This is a genomic window from Ensifer adhaerens (assembly GCF_001270265.1).
GTDB lineage: Bacteria > Pseudomonadota > Alphaproteobacteria > Rhizobiales > Rhizobiaceae > Ensifer > Ensifer adhaerens_B.
Map to the genome: position 1 here is coordinate 907112 of NZ_LGAP01000001.1, position 16792 is coordinate 923903.

The 16792-nt window shown below is 62.6% G+C and carries 12 protein-coding genes; 5 read left to right on the top strand and 7 right to left on the bottom strand.

Features of this window, described 5'->3' with window-relative positions:
• Window positions 1-5 precede the first annotated feature (5 nt).
• Together AC244_RS04370 and AC244_RS04375 are read left to right on the top strand one after the other, a co-directional pair.
• A complete protein-coding gene (locus AC244_RS04370) occupies window positions 6-1499 on the top strand; it encodes a YcjX family protein (protein ID WP_053247530.1) in 1494 nt (497 codons plus the stop codon).
• Entirely contained in the window at window positions 1496-2581 is a 1086-nt protein-coding gene (locus tag AC244_RS04375) for a YcjF family protein (protein WP_053247531.1), read from the top strand. The genes AC244_RS04370 and AC244_RS04375 overlap by 4 nt, the downstream gene beginning before the upstream one ends.
• 9 nt (window positions 2582-2590) lie before the next feature.
• Here AC244_RS04375 and AC244_RS04380 read toward each other — a convergent pair whose 3' ends face one another.
• Complete coding sequence (locus tag AC244_RS04380; RefSeq protein ID WP_053247532.1) at window positions 2591-3382, bottom strand: molybdopterin-binding protein; 792 nt, start codon at window positions 3380-3382, stop codon at window positions 2591-2593.
• The gene (locus AC244_RS04385) at window positions 3379-4239 is read right to left on the bottom strand and encodes a cytochrome b/b6 domain-containing protein (protein ID WP_082366738.1); all 861 of its coding nucleotides are present in this window, start codon (window positions 4237-4239) and stop codon (window positions 3379-3381) included. The genes AC244_RS04380 and AC244_RS04385 overlap by 4 nt, the downstream gene beginning before the upstream one ends.
• Window positions 4240-4488: 249 nt before the next feature.
• On the opposite strand from AC244_RS04385, the gene AC244_RS04390 reads away from it, so the two are divergent.
• On the top strand, window positions 4489-5040 hold the full coding sequence (locus AC244_RS04390) for a hypothetical protein (protein WP_053247533.1): 552 nt from the start codon (window positions 4489-4491) through the stop codon (window positions 5038-5040).
• A 69-nt stretch (window positions 5041-5109) separates the two neighbouring features.
• Here the strand turns inward: AC244_RS04390 and folK are convergent, their stop codons facing one another.
• The 3 genes from folK to folP are packed head-to-tail and all read right to left on the bottom strand — an operon-like array spanning window position 5110 to window position 6858.
• Window positions 5110-5634 carry a 2-amino-4-hydroxy-6-hydroxymethyldihydropteridine diphosphokinase gene (gene folK, locus AC244_RS04395; protein WP_053247534.1) on the bottom strand — a complete coding sequence of 175 codons (525 nt, stop codon included), beginning with the start codon at window positions 5632-5634 and terminating at the stop codon, window positions 5110-5112.
• Complete coding sequence (gene folB / locus AC244_RS04400; RefSeq protein WP_053247535.1) at window positions 5624-5992, bottom strand: dihydroneopterin aldolase; 369 nt, start codon at window positions 5990-5992, stop codon at window positions 5624-5626. Before folB ends, folK begins: the two co-directional genes overlap by 11 nt.
• 14 nt (window positions 5993-6006) lie before the next feature.
• A complete protein-coding gene (gene folP, locus AC244_RS04405; protein WP_053247536.1) occupies window positions 6007-6858 on the bottom strand; it encodes a dihydropteroate synthase in 852 nt (283 codons plus the stop codon).
• Window positions 6859-6963: 105 nt separating this feature from the next.
• Here folP and AC244_RS04410 point away from each other — a divergent pair, with 105 nt between their 5' ends.
• Window positions 6964-7593, top strand: coding sequence for a DUF922 domain-containing Zn-dependent protease (locus AC244_RS04410; protein WP_053247537.1), 630 nt, complete (start codon window positions 6964-6966; stop codon window positions 7591-7593).
• 490 nt (window positions 7594-8083) lie between these two features.
• Here the strand turns inward: AC244_RS04410 and AC244_RS04415 are convergent, their stop codons facing one another.
• Both AC244_RS04415 and AC244_RS04420 read right to left on the bottom strand, forming a co-directional pair.
• The gene (locus AC244_RS04415; RefSeq protein WP_053247538.1) at window positions 8084-8404 is read right to left on the bottom strand and encodes a 2Fe-2S iron-sulfur cluster-binding protein; all 321 of its coding nucleotides are present in this window, start codon (window positions 8402-8404) and stop codon (window positions 8084-8086) included.
• Between the two features lie 284 nt (window positions 8405-8688).
• Entirely contained in the window at window positions 8689-9057 is a 369-nt protein-coding gene (locus tag AC244_RS04420; RefSeq protein ID WP_053247539.1) for an Hpt domain-containing protein, read from the bottom strand.
• A 608-nt stretch (window positions 9058-9665) separates the two neighbouring features.
• Here AC244_RS04420 and AC244_RS04425 point away from each other — a divergent pair.
• On the top strand, window positions 9666-16253 hold the full coding sequence (locus tag AC244_RS04425) for a kinesin (protein ID WP_053247540.1): 6588 nt from the start codon (window positions 9666-9668) through the stop codon (window positions 16251-16253).
• The last annotated feature ends 539 nt before the right edge of the window (window positions 16254-16792 follow it).

Consider the following 16792-nt stretch of genomic DNA (forward strand, 5'->3'; position numbering starts at 1 on the left):
ACGACTTGGCGCCAAATCTGACCAGCCTCAAAGACGACGCCCTGATCGCGCTCGACAATCTTACCGATCGTGCATCGGGCCTCGTCAATCCCTCCATCCGGTTGGGTGTCACCGGCCTTTCGAGAGCCGGAAAGACCGTTTTCATCTCGTCGCTGGTGCACAATCTCCTGAACGGTGGACGGCTGCCGGTGTTTGAACCGGTGCGCTCCGGCCGGGTCTCGAAGGTAAGGCTTGAGCCACAGCCGGACGACGCCGTGCCGCGCTTTCAGTATGAGGATCACATTGCCGCTCTGGTGCGCGATCGTATCTGGCCGGATTCGACGCGCGCGATCTCGCAGCTTCGCATTACCCTCGACTTCGAGAGCGCCAGTGGCTGGAACAGGCTGTTTTCGGCCGGCCGGCTGTCGCTCGATATCGTCGATTATCCCGGCGAATGGCTGCTGGACCTGCCGCTACTCGCGCAGGATTTCAAAGAATTCAGCGACAAGTCGGTGGCTCGCGCCCGTGCCCGCGGCCGCGCCAACCTGTCGGCGGATTGGCTGACGCTTGCCTCGTCTGCGGGACCGACTGCGACCGCCGACGAAAGCAGCGCGCGCCGGCTTGCCGAAAGTTTCACCGCCTATCTCAAGGCCTGCAAGGCGGACGCCCGTTCACCCTCGACCCTGCCGCCCGGTCGCTTCCTGATGCCGGGCGATCTCGAGGGGTCGCCGGCCCTGACCTTCTCGCCGCTGCCCGACCTGCCGGATGGCCGCGCACCCAAAGGCTCGCTCTGGGCGATGATGGAGCGTCGCTACGAGGCCTACAAGAAGCACGTCGTCAGCCCGTTTTTTCGCGAACATTTTGCCCGGCTCGACCGGCAGATCGTCCTCGTCGACGCGCTGCAGGCGATCAATGGCGGCCCGGACGCCCTACTCGATCTGGAGCAGGCGCTGGCCGATGTGCTGGCCTGCTTCCGTCCGGGCACAAACAGCTGGCTCTCGTCGTTCCTGACCCGAAGGATCGACAAGGTGCTGATCGCAGCGACCAAGGCAGATCATCTGCACCATGAAAGCCACGATCGTCTGGAGCGTATCACAGCGCGCCTGGTCAACCGGGCGGCCGCCAGCATCGACATGAGCGGCGCGGGGCTGGAAGTCATGGCGATCGCCTCGGTCCGGGCGACGCGCGAGGCAACGGTCGACCACGGCGGACATACGCTTCCGGTTATCGTCGGCACACCGATCGACGGCGAGAAGATCAACGGCGACACTTTTGACGGCGAACGGAAAACAGCCATATTTCCCGGTGACTTGCCGGATGATCCTGAAGTTCTTTTTAGGGCGATTGACGCCGATATGTCGGCTAAAACATTCGGCGACGTGCACCCGATGCCCGAGCTGAGTTTCGTGCGTTTCCGACCTCCGCATCTCGAAGAGACCGGTGGCGGCTTGAAGTTGTCGGTACCACATATACGGCTCGATCGGGCGATGCAGTTCCTGTTTGGAGACCGGCTGGCATGAGCGACGATTTCAACAGTCGGGGCCGCAAGCCCGGCGCCTTTTCCGTGAGCCCGGATCCGGAGCCGAAGCCGGCGGAAAGCGCTCGCCCCCGCCGCGCGCCGGCGAGCTTTGACGACAAGGTGGTGATGACGCCGGACGCGGAGGATCCCTTCCGGGAAACCACACTCGCGGTCGAGAGCCTCGCTCTGCCGGAGGCAAGTCCCCGCAGGCGTCGCCTGTCCGTCGGCAAGATCGCCATGGCGGCCTTCGGCATTCTCCTGTCGCTCGCGGCTGGCCTTTGGGTCGACCGCCTGATCCGCGACCTGTTCTCCCGCGCCGATTGGCTCGGCTATGCCGCTATGGGGGTCGTTGCCATCGGGCTCCTGGCGCTGCTGGTGGTCATTGTGCGCGAGCTTTCAGGCATGATGCAACTAACGGCCGTCCAGACCTTGAAATCGGAAACCGAGAGTGCGGCCGCTTCCGGCAACACCAAACTGGCGCGGTCTGCCTCGGAAAAGCTCGTCCATCTTCTCGCCGCCAATCCGCGCACGGCACGCGGCCGTACGCGGCTTAAGGAAACCGAAGGCGAGATCATCGACGGTCCGCATCTGCTCGACCTGACGGAGCGCGAATTGCTGACGCCGCTCGATCGCGAGGCGCGGCGTATCATCCTTGCCGCTTCCAAGCGCGTGTCGATCGTCACCGCCGTCAGCCCACGCGCGCTCGTCGATCTCGGCTATGTGCTTTACGAATCCGCACGCATGATCCGTGCCATGGCCGAGCTTTATGGCGGCCGCCCCGGCACGCTCGGCATGATCAGGCTGATGCGCGACGTCATCGCCCACCTCGCCGTCACCGGCTCGATCGCCGCCGGCGACAGCCTCATCCAGCAGGTGCTCGGCCACGGCCTTGCGTCAAAGCTCTCGGCGCGGCTCGGCGAAGGCGTGATCAATGGGCTGATGACGGCGCGCATCGGCATCGCCGCCATGGACCTTTGCCGGCCCATGCCTTTCCGAGCGCTGAAACGTCCCGGGATCGGTGATTTTCTCTCCGACCTCGCGCCCGGTGCCAGTCGCGCGACCGGCCAGGACGGCGACGTCTAGGCGGCAGTGCTAGATGCCCGCATACCAGTCGTAGCCGAGGTCTTCCCAGAAGCCGCCGCGTCCGCGTCCGAATGGCGACAGATCCGAGACGACCTCGATGGCGCTGATATACTTCGCCATCTTGTAGCCGAGTTGCCGCTCGATGCGGACCCGAAGCGGCGCGCCATTGGCAATCGGAAGCGGCCTTCCGTTCAATCCATAGGCAAGGATCGTCTGCGGATGGCGCGCATCGATAAGGTCGATCGATTCGTAGTAGGCCGCCGGTCCGGAAAGCCCGAGGTCCATGCGGTCGAAACAATGGAAGACGACATAACGCGCTTCCGGCTTGGCCCTGGCTTCATCAAGCACCCTGGCAAGCGGAACGCCGGTCCATTTGGCGATGCAGCTCCAGCCCTCGACGCAGTCGTGGCGCGTGATCTGGGTCCGCGACGGCATGTTGCGCAACTCGGTCAATGTCAGGCTGAGTGGCTTTTCGACCAACCCGGTGATACCGAGGCGGTATCCGGAGAAATCCTGCTGCCGGAGTGCGATGTACTCCGGATCGGTCGGCTCGGTCGAACCGTTCGGCCTTTGCCCCTGCCGGATTTCACTTTCGCCAAACTCAGGCGCCAACCGGTCGGCGTCCATTAGTAGCCGCTGCACTCGGTAAGTCAGATCGTTCGCCGATGCCAGGACGTCGCGGACTGGCGCTCTGTTTTTCAGCATGCCGTCAAATGCATCACAGCCGGCAAGCGGCAATGTCGAGGCGGCGATACCGGCGGCCGTCAGAAAGCGCCTGCGGTTGATCAGAAGTCGGCTCACTGTCCTGCCTCCTTGTGCGGCATCTCGCCATCGATGCGGTATCGTCCTGTTATCATCGAGCGCAATTCGTTGATCGGCCCGGCGGCAATCACCATGAAGATGTGTACGACGAAGAAGATGACGAGCAGAATCATGATGACGAAGTGGATCGTTCGTGCCGTCTGCCGGCCGGCGAAGAGATCGACCAGCCATGGCCAAGCCGCGTCCATGCCCGGCGACATCGTCAGCCCCGTCAGGATCATCAACGGAAAAAAGATCAGCAAAACAGCGGCATAAGAGAGTTTCTGCAAGCCGTTGTAACTGCGGCCATGATCGAACCGGAACCGCAGGTGGTTGATGAAGCTCTTTGGCAGGCTGCGGATGTCGGCGCCCGATGGCAGGATGTCACGGCGCAGGTGCCCGTTGATCAGGCTCGCAACCAACCAAACAAGAAAGACCGTCGCGAAAAGCCACGCGAAGAAGAAATGCACGACGCGGCCCGTCGCCAGGTCCTGATAGGACGGGACCGTCAACCAGGCCGGAAAGGCTCTGTAGACGCGGCGATCGTCGGGTCCGCTGACCCCAAGAACGCCCGTCGTGTCGAACTCGTGACCGAACAGCGTCGTCGTACCCTTGACCACCCCATCTTTGGTCCGCACGGCGCCGATGGAAAGAACACTGTTGTCGAAGGCAAATCCCGATTGCTGCCCGAGATAGAGCGTCGGATGGGCATTGAAGATCTGCAAGCCACTCAAGAGCAGGAAGAACAATGCCAGTGCCCACAGCCAATGGGTCAGCCGAGTGGCAAGTCCGTGGCGGCGGATTGTGAGCGTCCGCGAGACGTCCATTTCCGGGGTGTCGTTAATCGCCGCTGCCATCGTGAAACCTCCGCGTTTCAAGTGGATACGTACGCCGTTGCGATAGAGTTTCATAAACACGTCTGCGCGCATCGGTGCACATGACGGTGAGGCTGCTGTGACCGTCTCGCGGCCATCCGATCTGCTGCCCGCAAAGCGCTATCATCGACACAAAGAAGCCTTGGTATCCACCCGAAAGAAACCGTCCATTAACCATTTGAGCGCAAATGTGACTCCCAGTTTCGGACGTTGACCCATCAAGGATCGTTTATGTTCTCGCGCCCTTCTTTGATCGCTCGCGGCACTGCCGCCTTCGCGCTTGCAGCAACTGTCGGCGTTGCGACGCCAGCCATTTCCGGCGGCAAGGACAAGGCTTTCTTCGAGAAAGTCTCCGGCCAGTGGAAGGGTCCCGGCGAAATTGTCGCCGGAAAATACAAGGGTACCAAGTTCACCTGCGATCTCGCTGGCGAACCGGTTGCCGGCAATGATGCCGGCATCAAGCTCGACGGCTTCTGCCGGGTTGGCGTGTTTAAGCAGCCGATGTCGGCGCTGATCACCCAGAAGGGCGGCAGCTACACCGGCAAGTTCCTCGATGGCGCCGACGGCAAGGGCCTCGACGTGGTGTCAGGCAACGTCGCCAAGGACAAGGTCGTCGTCGGCATCAACCGCAAGAAGCTGAATGGCGCGATGATCGCCCGGCTTCAGAACGACTCGACGATGAACATCACGATCTCGGTCAAGGTCGAGGATACGATGGTGCCGGTGATCGGCGTCAGCCTCAACCGTCAGGTCGACAACATCGCCGTTGGCTCGATCAAGTAAGCGGCAGGACCGATCAAGAGAAAAGAGCCGGCCGAACGCAGGGACTTTTCTCTTGTACCCTACTCGATCTCAGGTCCCTGCCCGCCACCAGCCGCTGTCTTCGTCGGCCACCTCTATCCCGGTGACGTCGGCATCCGCCAGCCACTCTTCGACCCGCCGTCCGTTCACGCTCATGGCAGCAGCGAAGTCCGCAAGCGGCATCAGGACGAAACCGCGTGCGGTCATGCGTGGGTGCGGCAGTTCCAGCTTGGTCTCGGTCTGTGAGATGTCGCCGAAGGTCAGGACATCGATGTCGATCGTCCGCGGGCCCCAGCGCTCGTCGCGCACCCGCTTCATCTGCCGCTCGATGTCGAGGCAGGCATCCAGCAATGCTTCCGGGCCGAGCGTCGTTTCGACTTCGGCGCAGGCATTGAAGAACCAGGCCTGGTCGGTCTTGCCCCAGGGGGGCGTTCGGAACAGACGTGAAACGGCTCGAACCGTGCAATCCGGCCGGGCGTCGAGCATCTGCAGGGCTTCAGCCATGGCCTTTGGCGGCTCACCCAGATTTCCGCCAAGCCCCAGTGTCGCGATCGATCCGCTCATGTCAGGCGACATGCTCGACGGTCACTTCGACATAGTCGAGCACGCCGGGCACAGGTGCGTTCGGCTTGCGGACGGAAACCTTCGCGCGGCGGATCTGCGGGAAGCGCACACAGAGCGTCTTGGCGACCTCGAGGGCCAGCGCCTCGATCAGGTAGCGCCGACGTCCCGTGACGATTCGCTCGATCTCGGTAAAGGCGATGCCATAGTGCACGGTGTCGTCGATCGAATCATCGACCAGCGCCGTGCCCTGCTCTACTTCGAGCTCCGCATCGACGAAGAACCGCTGGCCGAGGAATTCTTCTTCGTCGAGAACGCCATGGCGCGCAAAGAAGGCACAGTTTTTCAGGGTGATCGTGTAGGTCGCGCTCATAGTTGTCCGTCCCGTCAGCTCTTCTTTGCACCCAGCATAGCATCCGCCATCATCAGCGCATCCCTGCTGTTTGCGACATCATGTACGCGGAAAATGGCAGCACCCGCCATGCGTAGCAGTGCCGTCGTCGCCGCGGTCGCGGCGTCGCGGTCGGCCGGCTCACGTCCTGTGACGGCGCCGAGGAAACGCTTGCGTGACGTGCCGACCAGAAACGGCAGCTCGAAACGGTGCAATTCCGCAAAACGCGCCATCAGTTCCAGGTTCTCATCCGTGTCCTTGGCAAAGCCGAAGCCTGGGTCAAGCACGATCCGTTGGTGTTCGATGCCGGCTTCTGCTGCGATCTGCAGCGAGCGCGTGAGAAAGTCGAATTGGTCATCGACCACATCGGCAAGCTTCTGGCGGTCGCGACCGGTGTGCATGACGCAGAGCCCCGCGCCCGTCTGCGCAGCAACCCGCGCAATATCCGGTTCGCGCTGAAGCCCGTGCACGTCGTTGACGATGTGGGCGCCGGCTTCGACGGCAAGCCGTGCCGTCTCCGCCCTGTAGGTATCCACCGATATGAGCGCATCGGTGTCGCGCGCCAATGCCGCGATGACCGGAAGTATCCGGCTCTGCTCCTCTTCGGCACTCACCGGCGCTGCATCGGGTCTGGTTGATTCACCGCCGACATCGAGGATCAAGGCACCCTCTTCGAGGCAACGCTTGCCCCGAGCGACGGCGGCTAACGTATCAGTGAAACGACCTCCGTCAGAAAAAGAGTCGGGGGTAACATTGATGATCGCCATCAAAACGCCACGCGACCCCAGTTCGAGGTTACGCCCATGGGCCAGTTTCCAGTAAAAATTTTGAAATGGATTGTAAGTCATTTCCCCTCACGATGCGCAGCCGACAACCATTTCGATTTGCTGTTGCACCCGCGCTGGCTATGCCCCAAGCTTGATTGAAGTTCAACTAAAGAGAACTACGCATTGATGTCTCTAGTACGCGTTCCGTTCAAAGCCGCCCTTCTTGCCCTTCTGGTAACGGTGCCCGTGGGCTCTGCATCCGGCGAAACGGTGATGAGCAAGAGCTTTTCTTATTTCTCGATCGGCGGTCGCACGGCCGCGGATCTCGACAAGGCTCTGTCCAAAGCCGGGCCGATGATGAAATCGACGGGCGCGCGCCATCCGGGCGCCACGCGCATCAAGTTTGGCGGAACCATCACCTACGTCAATCGCGGCGGACGCTGCGCGGTCGGCGTCGCCCGCGTCACGCTCAGCACGCGCATCATCCTGCCGCGCTGGAAATATCGCAAGCAAGCAAGCCGCGACCTCGCTTTGGTCTGGGATACGCTGTCGAGCGATATCAAGCGGCACGAGGAACGCCACGCAGAGATCGCGCGCAACCACGCCCGCAAGATGGAAAAGACGTTTCTGGCGCTGAAGCCGCAGGCGGACTGTGAAAAAATGCAGGAAAACGTCACGCGTGCCAGTGTCGAGGCGATCGCCAGCCATGACAAGGACCAGGCCCGGTTCGACCGGACCGAGGCGGCTAATTTCGACAAGCGTATGATCCGTCTGCTGCAATACCGGCTGGAAACGCTGAAAAAAACGCAGCGGTAGACAGGTCGACGCTCCACCATCACGACCGGCATAAGCATAGCGGCAATATACTTCGCCCTACCTGTTTAGCGCGCGGGCACCCACAGTATTTTATTGGTGAAATCTAGCGATAGCTGCAAATGAGCGACTCACCTACATTCGAAACATGAGACGTGAGGGGGAAATGAAACCCAACCCTCCGTTATCGAAAGCGATTTGGCGGGCCATGATGGGCCTTGCGGGACGTATAAATATTGCCGTTACTTGAAGTCAGCAGCGTCGGTTCGTTTCTTTAAGCGTAAAGCTCGACGACGCAGCAATACAGGTTCTCCTGGCGTGTCTTGATGCAGCAGATGTTCCCTCCCTCATCTGCGTGCGATACGCCCTCCTAGCCTCGCTCGTCACCCGACCAGCGAGGCGCTTTTTTGGCACAGATGGGCATCACAGACGGAGAGCGAGAGACGCGCAGGTGCATCGTCGCGACAGGCGCGCGGGTAGCCGCGGTCAGCGATCACGCCTGGCGTTCGGGCACGTGCACGACGAGCCCGTCCAGCGCGTCGCTGACCTTTATCTGACAGGAAAGCCGCGAAGTCGGACGTACGTCATAGGCAAAATCCAGCATGTCCTCTTCCATAGCTTCCGGAGCGCCGACGGCAGCCGTCCAGGCATCGTCGACATAGACGTGACAGGTGGCACAGGCGCAGGCCCCGCCACACTCAGCTTCAACACCCGGAACCGAATTGCGAACGGCGTTCTCCATGACGGTCGAGCCGTTCTCGACATCGAGTTCGTGGCGCGTGCCATCAAAGGCAACGATCGTAAGTTTTGTCATGTCACTTTCCGGAATAAGCTGATGGGACTGGCCGATAGCGCAAAGCCGCATGGTGCAGCGGGCGCGAATTCAGGGAAAGTTCTTCCAACAATTCGGCCATTCAGTCAACAAGAGCCGGCGGTGGCATCGCGGACGCGGCGTTTCAGCGCGGGCCGCGATGCACCTTTCTACAGCGCCGCGTGTCAAAAATGACGCGCAAAGGACGCTGTAACGCTTTAAACTTGCTGCATAATTTCTCCTTAAATCGGATCCGATTTAAGGATTTATGCAGTAGCAAGCTGCAATCAGCGGCAGAGCTTCAGGATGAACAGCTCCGCCTCAAGCACGCTTGCCGCAAGAACATCGGGCAAAGCGGGATCGGCCGGGCGCTGCTCGATCGCGCCCGCTGCAGCCGCAACGTCGACGGCGCCGACGGCGAGTGCTGCCCCCTTCAATTGATGGGCCGCCTGGGCACGTCCATTCACTTCGCCTTCGGTGATGTCCTTCATCACCTTGCGCGCTTGGCGGGCGAACAGTTGCAGCACTTCGATTTCAAGTGCCTTGTCGCCCATCGTTTGCGCGGCAAGATGGGCGAAATCGATGGGCTTCCTGCCGGAAGGAGAGGAGCTGCCCGGAGTATCGGGAGCTTCGAAGGCAATTCTGAGGGCCGCCATGAGCCAATTTCCCTATTGTTTGTATAGTGTTGGTCATTGTCCGATGCCGTCCCGCGTCATTCGCGGTCCGATTGCCATGGGCGGCACGGACGCCGTGACTGACGACGCCTGTTCACCAAGCACCGTCTCCGGACGATCGCTACGGTGTGCGCAGCTATCATCCTCCACGGGCGGGCGCTGCTATCGGCTTAAAACGGGGCGCAATATAGGCAGGAATCTGGGAAAATGGTTAACGACCGTTAAACCTCCTGATTTCCTTGTCTTTTTCGCCCTAAACCCCTCTACGGCATTAAGAATTCATTAGGATTTTAATGAAGCCGGAGTGCTGTTAATTGTAAGAACCTGGCTAATGTGTCACTACGATACGGTTAGGAACGGGCTTGCGTACGAAAATGGCAACCGTTCCGGTGGATAAGCTGTGCGAGTGGTGCCCTCGAGGGTCAATTCCGACTATCCATCGAGGAAATGCAGTGGGTGTTCAGTAGGGTATTGCGTAGATGTGATGCGCGTATCTTGCCGTCACCGCCCCGGTGAAGACAGTCCTGGCCGCCGTTGCGGACTAAAAGGACACGTTTCATCAGAGGCAAAAGGTAATGAGGCGTATCCCTATGGCGACGAAGAAGAGCAACGAGTCGATTGACGAAAAGGCCTTCCAGGCTCTGGAAGCGGCCCTTAAGATCGATTTTGACGAGCTTAAGGCGAGCCCTAACGACAAGACTTCCTTGGATGATCCGGAGGAAAATGTGTCTGACTCCACCAATCAGGCGGCTCAGCCCGATCACAGTCGAAATACAAAGCCTCAGCAGGAAGCCCCCCGCGCCGCGCGAGCAAATGACGCTGCACGCGGGCTCGCTCCGGAACCCGCACCGAAGTCGCCTCCCCTTTCTCCGGCAAACGACGATGGCCGCCGCTCTCCGGCGGCAATGTTGCGCGCCCTTGACGTTCGCTCGAACCGCGCCGCCATTCGTGTCGCCGCCCTCGTCTCGGTGGTCTGGGCCGTGGCCGGCCTCGGCGTTGCGAACCTGCTCTATGGCCCGCAGATCTGGCAGATCCGCACGCTGAGCGATCTCGCCGCCACCCCTGGTGCCGTCGGCGTCGCCATCGGCATCGCGCTGCCCATCATGCTCTTCTTCTCCTTCGCCATCATGATCGCCCGTGCGCAGGAACTGCGCAACGCCGCGCGCTCCATGGCCGAAGTGGCATTGCGGCTGGCCGAACCGGAAACCGCGGCGGCCGACCGGGTTATGACCGTCGGTCAGGCGGTTCGCCGCGAAGTCTCCGCGATGAACGAAGGCATCGAGCGCACGATTGCCCGCGCCACCGAGCTCGAAACGCTCGTTCACTCCGAAGTCAACGCACTTGAACGCAGCTACAGCGAAAACGAATTGCGGGTACGCACGCTGGTTCAGGAGCTGGGCCTCGAGCGCGAAGCCATCATCGGCCACTCCGAGCGCATCCGCTCGACCATCGCCGGTGCGCATGGCAAGCTGAAGGACGATCTCGACCAGGCTGGCGAAGACATCGCTTCGCGCATCGCGATCTCCGGCGAGGCTTTCGCCTCGTTGATCGACACGCGTGCAGCAGCTCTGAGCGAAAAGTCCGACACGGCGCTGCAGAACATCAGCACCATGCTGTCGAACCGCACGGACTCGCTCCTTTCCGGCCTGACAGCCGCCGGCCTCGGACTGAGCAGCGAGTTCGACACCCGCCTCGACCAGCTGAGCGACACGCTGACCAAGCGTGGCGAGCAGCTGCTCGGCCAGTTCGAGACCCGCGCCTCCTCGCTCGACGCCAACACTGAAAAGCTGAATGCCGCTCTGAATGAGCGCGCCCGCCAGCTCAATGAAACGCTCATTGCCCGCACCCGCGACCTCAACGAGAGCCTGAGCGTCGGCCAGCAGGCGATTGCCGGCGGCCTTGAAGACGTGCTTGCCACGCTCAACGCCACCCTCGACGAAAAGGGTGCGCATTTCCGCCAGAGCCTGCGCTCCAGCGCCGACGACGCCATTATGGATCTCGATCTGCGTGGCGGCTTCTTCGAAGAGAAGCTGCAGACGACCGTCGGCCAGCTTGCCACCGCCTTCGACGAACGCTTCCACGAGTTCGCCTCGGCCTTCGACAAGCGCGCAAGCATGCTCGACACCAAGCTGATGGAGAGCCTGCACCGCATCAACGAGACCGTATCCGGCGGTTCGGATGCCATCGGCGGTGCGCTCGACAGCAGCATAGAGAAGATCGGCTCGGCCCTCTCGGATCAGTCGCTGACGCTTGCGACCGCGCTCGGCGCGACGCACGACTTCATCGAGGAAACGATCGGCAGCCGCACGTCTGATCTCAGCAACCTGATCGGCGATGCCCACAGCCGTATCGACAGCGTGCTTTCCGAAAAGACCAGCAGCCTGATGGGTGCCCTTTCCGAGGCCCAGGATCGCATCGAGAGCGGCTTCGGCCAGCGCGCCGATGCACTGGCAACGGCACTGACGACCAGCGAGCAGCGGCTGACCGAGGGCCTCGACACCCGCACCGCGCAGTTCGTCGACGGCCTGCAGGCGGCCCATGCCCGCATCGAGCAGACGCTGACCGGTTCGACCGACGAAATCACCAGCGCCATCGCCGCAAGCCAGCACCGCCTCGACAACACCCTGTCTGAGCGCACCCTTGCTCTCTCTACCGTGCTTTCGACCGGAACGGACGCGATCGAAGGCGCTGTCGGCGAAACGGCCGACCGGCTGGAGCGCGTTCTGTCGGAACGCAGCCAGGCGATTGCAGAGACCCTGTCGAGCCAGACATCGGCACTCGACGGCGTTCTTGCCGAGCGTTCCGCCCACATCACTTCGACGATGACGGCCCGCGCCAACGAAATGGCGGACTCCTTGAGCCGTCATGCGGAAGACGTTGCCGACAACCTCACCTTCCGCGCCACGGCCGTTGCCGAGACGATGACGGACCGCGTCGGTGAGATCGAACAAAAGCTTTCGGACAGCGTGTCCCTCGTTGCCGAGAACCTCGGCGGCCGGGTCAGCCAGATTTCCGACACCCTCACCAACACCAGCGCCCGCATCGCAGAAGACCTCAGCGGCCGCGTCGGCAAGATCTCGGACGTCCTGACGGCCACGAGTGCCCATATCGCCGAAGCGCTGACGGCCCGCACCACCGAGGCGACCGCCTCGCTCGCCGGCAAGGCGACGGAAATCGAACAGACGCTCACCGGTCGCGCCGAGCACCTGCGCGAAACGCTGTCCTCGACGCACGAGCAGATCCGCGCCACGCTCGACGACCGGATCAATGCCATCAACCTCGCCGTCGACCAGGGCCGCGATCAGCTGGAAGGCATGCTGTCCGACCAGTCCATGTCGATTGCCACGAGCCTCGCCACCAGCGCCAGCATGCTCGAAATGTCGCTCGAAGAGCGCCAGGCGGCACTTGCCGGCATCATCGATCGCAGCGGCGAAACGCTTGAAGCCCGTATGCGCTCGACCACCGGCAACATCGCCGAGCGTCTGGCGGAAACGGCAGGCCAGATCAGCCTGGCTGCCGACACGCTGACCAATCGCGTCGACATGTCGATCAACGGCCTCAATGACCGTCTCGACGACACCGGCCTGCGCATCGAGACGAGCCTTGGCGCACTTGAAGAGCGCATGCGCGACAGCGCCGAAAATGTCGGTTCGATTGCCGATGCGGCCGGTGCTCGTGTCGAGACCCGTCTTGGCTCGCTTGAAGAACGTATGCGCGGCAGCGTCGATAATGTCAGCGCCATCGTCGATGACACGACCGCCCGTATTGAGACCCGTCTGGGTTCGCTCGAGGGGCGGATGCACGGGAGTGTCGATAAGGTCGGCGTCATCGTCGATGAAACCAGCAGCCGTATCGAATCCCGCCTCGGGACGCTGGAAGACCGCATCCGCGACAGCGTCGGCAATGTCAACGCGATCGTCGACGACACCGGCTTCCGCATCGAGGCCAGCATCGGCACTCTGGAGGATCGCATCCGCGACAGCGTCGGAAGCGTCAACGCCATTGTCGACGATACCGGCGCCAAGATCGAGACCAGTATCGGTTCCCTGGAAGGCCGTATTCGGGGCAGTGTCGGCAGCGTCAATGCACTTGTCGATGACACCGGCCTGCGCCTCGAAACGAGCCTCGGCTCGCTTGAAGAGCGCATCCGCGACAGCGTCGGCGGCGTCAACGCTATCGTTGACAACGCGGGCCAGCGCATTGCCGACAGCCTCGGTGAGCGCGCCGGCGATATCGACCGCGTCAGCGAGGAAGCGGCAAGCCGCATTTCCAGTGCCATCAATGCCGGTACGGACCGCATCGAGGAGCGTCTCGGCACCATGGACCGCGCCCTCAACATCGGCCTCGAAAACGTCAACCGGACGATCGAAGGCAAGGCCGCGGTGCTTGTCACCAGCCTGCGCGGCGCCGTCAGTGAAGTAACCCAGGAGATCGACGCCGAAGCCGGCCGCATCGAGGGCAAGACTGCGGACCTCGTCACCAGCCTGCGCGGCGCCGTCAGTGAAGTAACCCAGGAGATCGACGCCGAAGCCGGCCGCATCGAGGGTAAGACTGCGGACCTCGTCACCAGCCTGCGCGGCGCCGTCAGCGAAGTAGCGCAGGGGATCGACGCCGAAGCTGGCCGTATCAAGGGCAAGACCGCCGACCTCGTCAGCAACCTGCGCGGTGCCGTCGGCGATGTTGCCCAGGAACTCGACGCCGAAGCCACCCGCATCGAGGGCAAGGCCGCCGGTCTCGTCACCACCCTTCGCAGCGCGGTCAGCGAGGCAGCGCAGGAACTCGACGCGGAAGCGGCCCGTTCCGCCGGTCTTCTTTCCAAGGCCGGTCAGGATTTCGCCAATGTACTGGCGGCCCGCAACTCCGATTTCGCAAATGCCATCGAGCAGACCGCCTCGGCAACAGCCGCACGCCACGCCGAACTCGCACGCTCGGTCGCCGACGCATCCGACACCGCCACTGCACGCCTTGCCGCTACGCACGGCCAGGTCGCCAGCCACGCCCAGAACATCCAGCAGGGCCTTGCCGATGCCGAGAAGGCTCTGGAAGCGCGAAGCGAGGCGATCCGCAGCACGCTCGACGACCGGACCCGCGAACTCAACTCGATGCTCGCCGGCCGCTCGATGGAGCTGTCGCGCATCATCGACGAGCAGGCACGCCCGGTCATCGATCAATATGCCGCAACCGGGCGCGAGACTGCTGAGCGCATCGCCAGCCTGACGCAGGACAGCACCGATCGCCTGCGTGCGGAAAATGCCGCATTGGTCAATGCCATTACCGAACGCACCGGCGAGACGCTCAACGCCATCTCGCTGCGGGCCGAGGAAACGGCAAAGGCGATGAAGATGGTCGAGAACCGTCTGCAGTCGACAGCCCTTGGCCTGATTGACCAGCTCGCCGCCAACAACACGGCGATCGCAACCGTCATCGACCATGCAAGCAACAACCTTGGCGACATGGACCAGCGGCTCGAGGCTACGGCCGCCCGCTTCTCCGAAACCACGCGCCAGGCCTCCGACATGTTGTCGACCTCCACGCGCCTCATCGAAGGCAAGGTCGACAAGCTCTCGGAAATCTCCGCCTCCACACTGTCGCAGATCGGCGGCATCGTCGGGCGCTTCGAGGATCACTCCAAGGTGCTCGGCCAGGCCTCGGACCTGCTGGGGGCCGCCCAGTCGAACCTCGTCAGCACGCTCGAGGAACGCCAGGATGCCTTGCGCACCCTGTCCGTCGGCCTCGTCCAGCGCTCGGAAGAAATCGAACGCACCATGCGTGCACTCGAAGGCTTCGTCGATGGCGCCTTCCAGCGTGCCGAAGAGCGCTCCGGCCTCGTTGCCGGCAACCTGCGCAGCGGCATCCAGCAATCCTTCTCGGATGTCGGCCGCCTGCTGTCGAGCACCGAACAGCGCGCAGCCGAAGCGGCCGAATCCATGCGCAATGCGCTGGCACAGGCCGGTGACGAGGCTGGTGCCTCGGTTGAAGCGGTCTTCTCGCGTGCCGAAGAGCGGTCGCGCCAGATTGCCGACACGCTGCGCTCCGGCGTCGAGACCTCGTTTGCCGACGTCAACAAGACGCTCTCGGCGGTCGAAGGCCGTGCGCTCGGCGCCTCCGAAGCGCTCCGCCAGGCGATTGCCAAGGTGGGCGAAGATGCCGGCTCGGCGATCGAGGGTGCCTTCGCAAGCGCAGAAGAACGCTCCAAGGAAGTGACGTCCCGCCTGCGCGGCAGCGTCGCCTCGTCGGTCTCTGATGTCGAGCGCATGCTCAACGAGAGCGGCAAGAAGTCCGACGGCGTAGCAGCCCAGCTGCGCGACGCCGTTCGCGTGGCGATCGACGAAGCCATCGGGCGCTTCAGCGGCGCGACCGACGATATCCGCCGCTCGGCAGGCGAGATCCGCAAGGAACTCGACATGACCCGCGAAGAGCTGAAGCGCAGCGCCTTCGACCTGCCGGAAGAAGCCAAGGAAAACGCCGCCGTCATGCGTCGTGCCGTGGCCGAGCAGATCAAGGCCCTGCAGGAGCTGTCGGAAATCATCGGCAAGTCGTCGACGCAGCTCGAAGTCGCCCAGCCGCTGCGCCAGCAGCCGGTCGCAGAACCGCGTCGCCAGGATCCGGCGCCGGCACTGCGCGGCAGCCTCGGCATCGAGCAGGCGACCGTTCAGCAGCCTGCCCCGACCCAGCCGGCAACGCAGGCCGTCACCAGCGAGGTCGCAGAAGGCGGCGGCTGGATGCGCGACCTGCTCCGTGCCGCCTCGCGCGAGGAAGCTCCGGCTGCTGCGCCGCAGCGCCCTGCTGAAAGCCAGCCGGTCGCCCGCAGCGCAGACAACCGCAATCCGCGCCACGTGGTCGAGTCTTTGAACTCATTGTCGGTTGATATCGCCCGCGCCATTGACCATGACGCATCCGTCGATCTTTGGCGCCGCTACCAGCGCGGCGAGCGCGACGTCTTCACCCGTCGGCTCTACACGCTGAAGGGCCAGCAGACCTTCGACGAGATCAAGCGCAAGTACGACCGCGAGCCGGAGTTCCGCACCGCCGTGGACCGTTACATCGCCGATTTCGAGAAGCTGCTCGCCGACGTCGCGCGCAACGATCCGGACAAGCGCATCACCCAGACCTACCTCACGTCCGACACGGGCAAGGTCTACACGATGCTCGCCCACGCCGCCGGCCGCTTCAACTGAGGCAGCCCTAATCGATCAGATCTGACGGCCCCACCGCACGGTGGGGCCGTTTTCGTATGTGCCGGTCGCAACGCAAGCAAACGCCGAACCGGCGTCCTTTTGGGCGCAGCGAAACGTTTGGCATCGGCAGCACGATGTTGCGAATTCTAGAGCGTTTCCGGTTCAGACGGAGTCGCAGAAACCCTCTATCTCTTTGTTTTTACGCATTTCCTGACGGAAAACCGCTTCGCACTTTTCTTGGAAATGCTCTATTGCGGGCGCCATATCTTATCCAGTTACCACAGTTTATCTGGATACCACACGACGGAACCGATTGCCCTCCGCGGCCTTACCGGCTGCTGTCACCAACCAACAGCCCAACCAATGGGTTGCGGCGGCGCCACTGAGGCCTGTGTGCGAGAATAACGCAATCCTGTGCGGTGCCGCCGTGGTGCCGGGGCGCAGCCTGCGGGTCGCTCAATGCCTCCGTGCTTCTCTATGAGGCGTTGCCAATGACTGCTACCGGCCCAAACCGGTCATTTCGCAAAAATGAGAAGCGC

Coding starts and splice junctions, on each gene's coding strand:
- AC244_RS04375 (WP_053247531.1), top strand. CDS start 1,496: ATGAGCGACGATTTCAACAGTCGGGGCCGCAAGCCCGGCGCCTTTTCC.
- AC244_RS04385 (WP_082366738.1), bottom strand. CDS start 4,239: ATGGCAGCGGCGATTAACGACACCCCGGAAATGGACGTCTCGCGGACG.
- AC244_RS04390 (WP_053247533.1), top strand. CDS start 4,489: ATGTTCTCGCGCCCTTCTTTGATCGCTCGCGGCACTGCCGCCTTCGCG.
- folK (WP_053247534.1), bottom strand. CDS start 5,634: ATGTCGCCTGACATGAGCGGATCGATCGCGACACTGGGGCTTGGCGGA.
- folB (WP_053247535.1), bottom strand. CDS start 5,992: ATGAGCGCGACCTACACGATCACCCTGAAAAACTGTGCCTTCTTTGCG.
- folP (WP_053247536.1), bottom strand. CDS start 6,858: ATGACTTACAATCCATTTCAAAATTTTTACTGGAAACTGGCCCATGGG.
- AC244_RS04410 (WP_053247537.1), top strand. CDS start 6,964: ATGTCTCTAGTACGCGTTCCGTTCAAAGCCGCCCTTCTTGCCCTTCTG.
- AC244_RS04415 (WP_053247538.1), bottom strand. CDS start 8,404: ATGACAAAACTTACGATCGTTGCCTTTGATGGCACGCGCCACGAACTC.
- AC244_RS04420 (WP_053247539.1), bottom strand. CDS start 9,057: ATGGCGGCCCTCAGAATTGCCTTCGAAGCTCCCGATACTCCGGGCAGC.
- AC244_RS04425 (WP_053247540.1), top strand. CDS start 9,666: ATGGCGACGAAGAAGAGCAACGAGTCGATTGACGAAAAGGCCTTCCAG.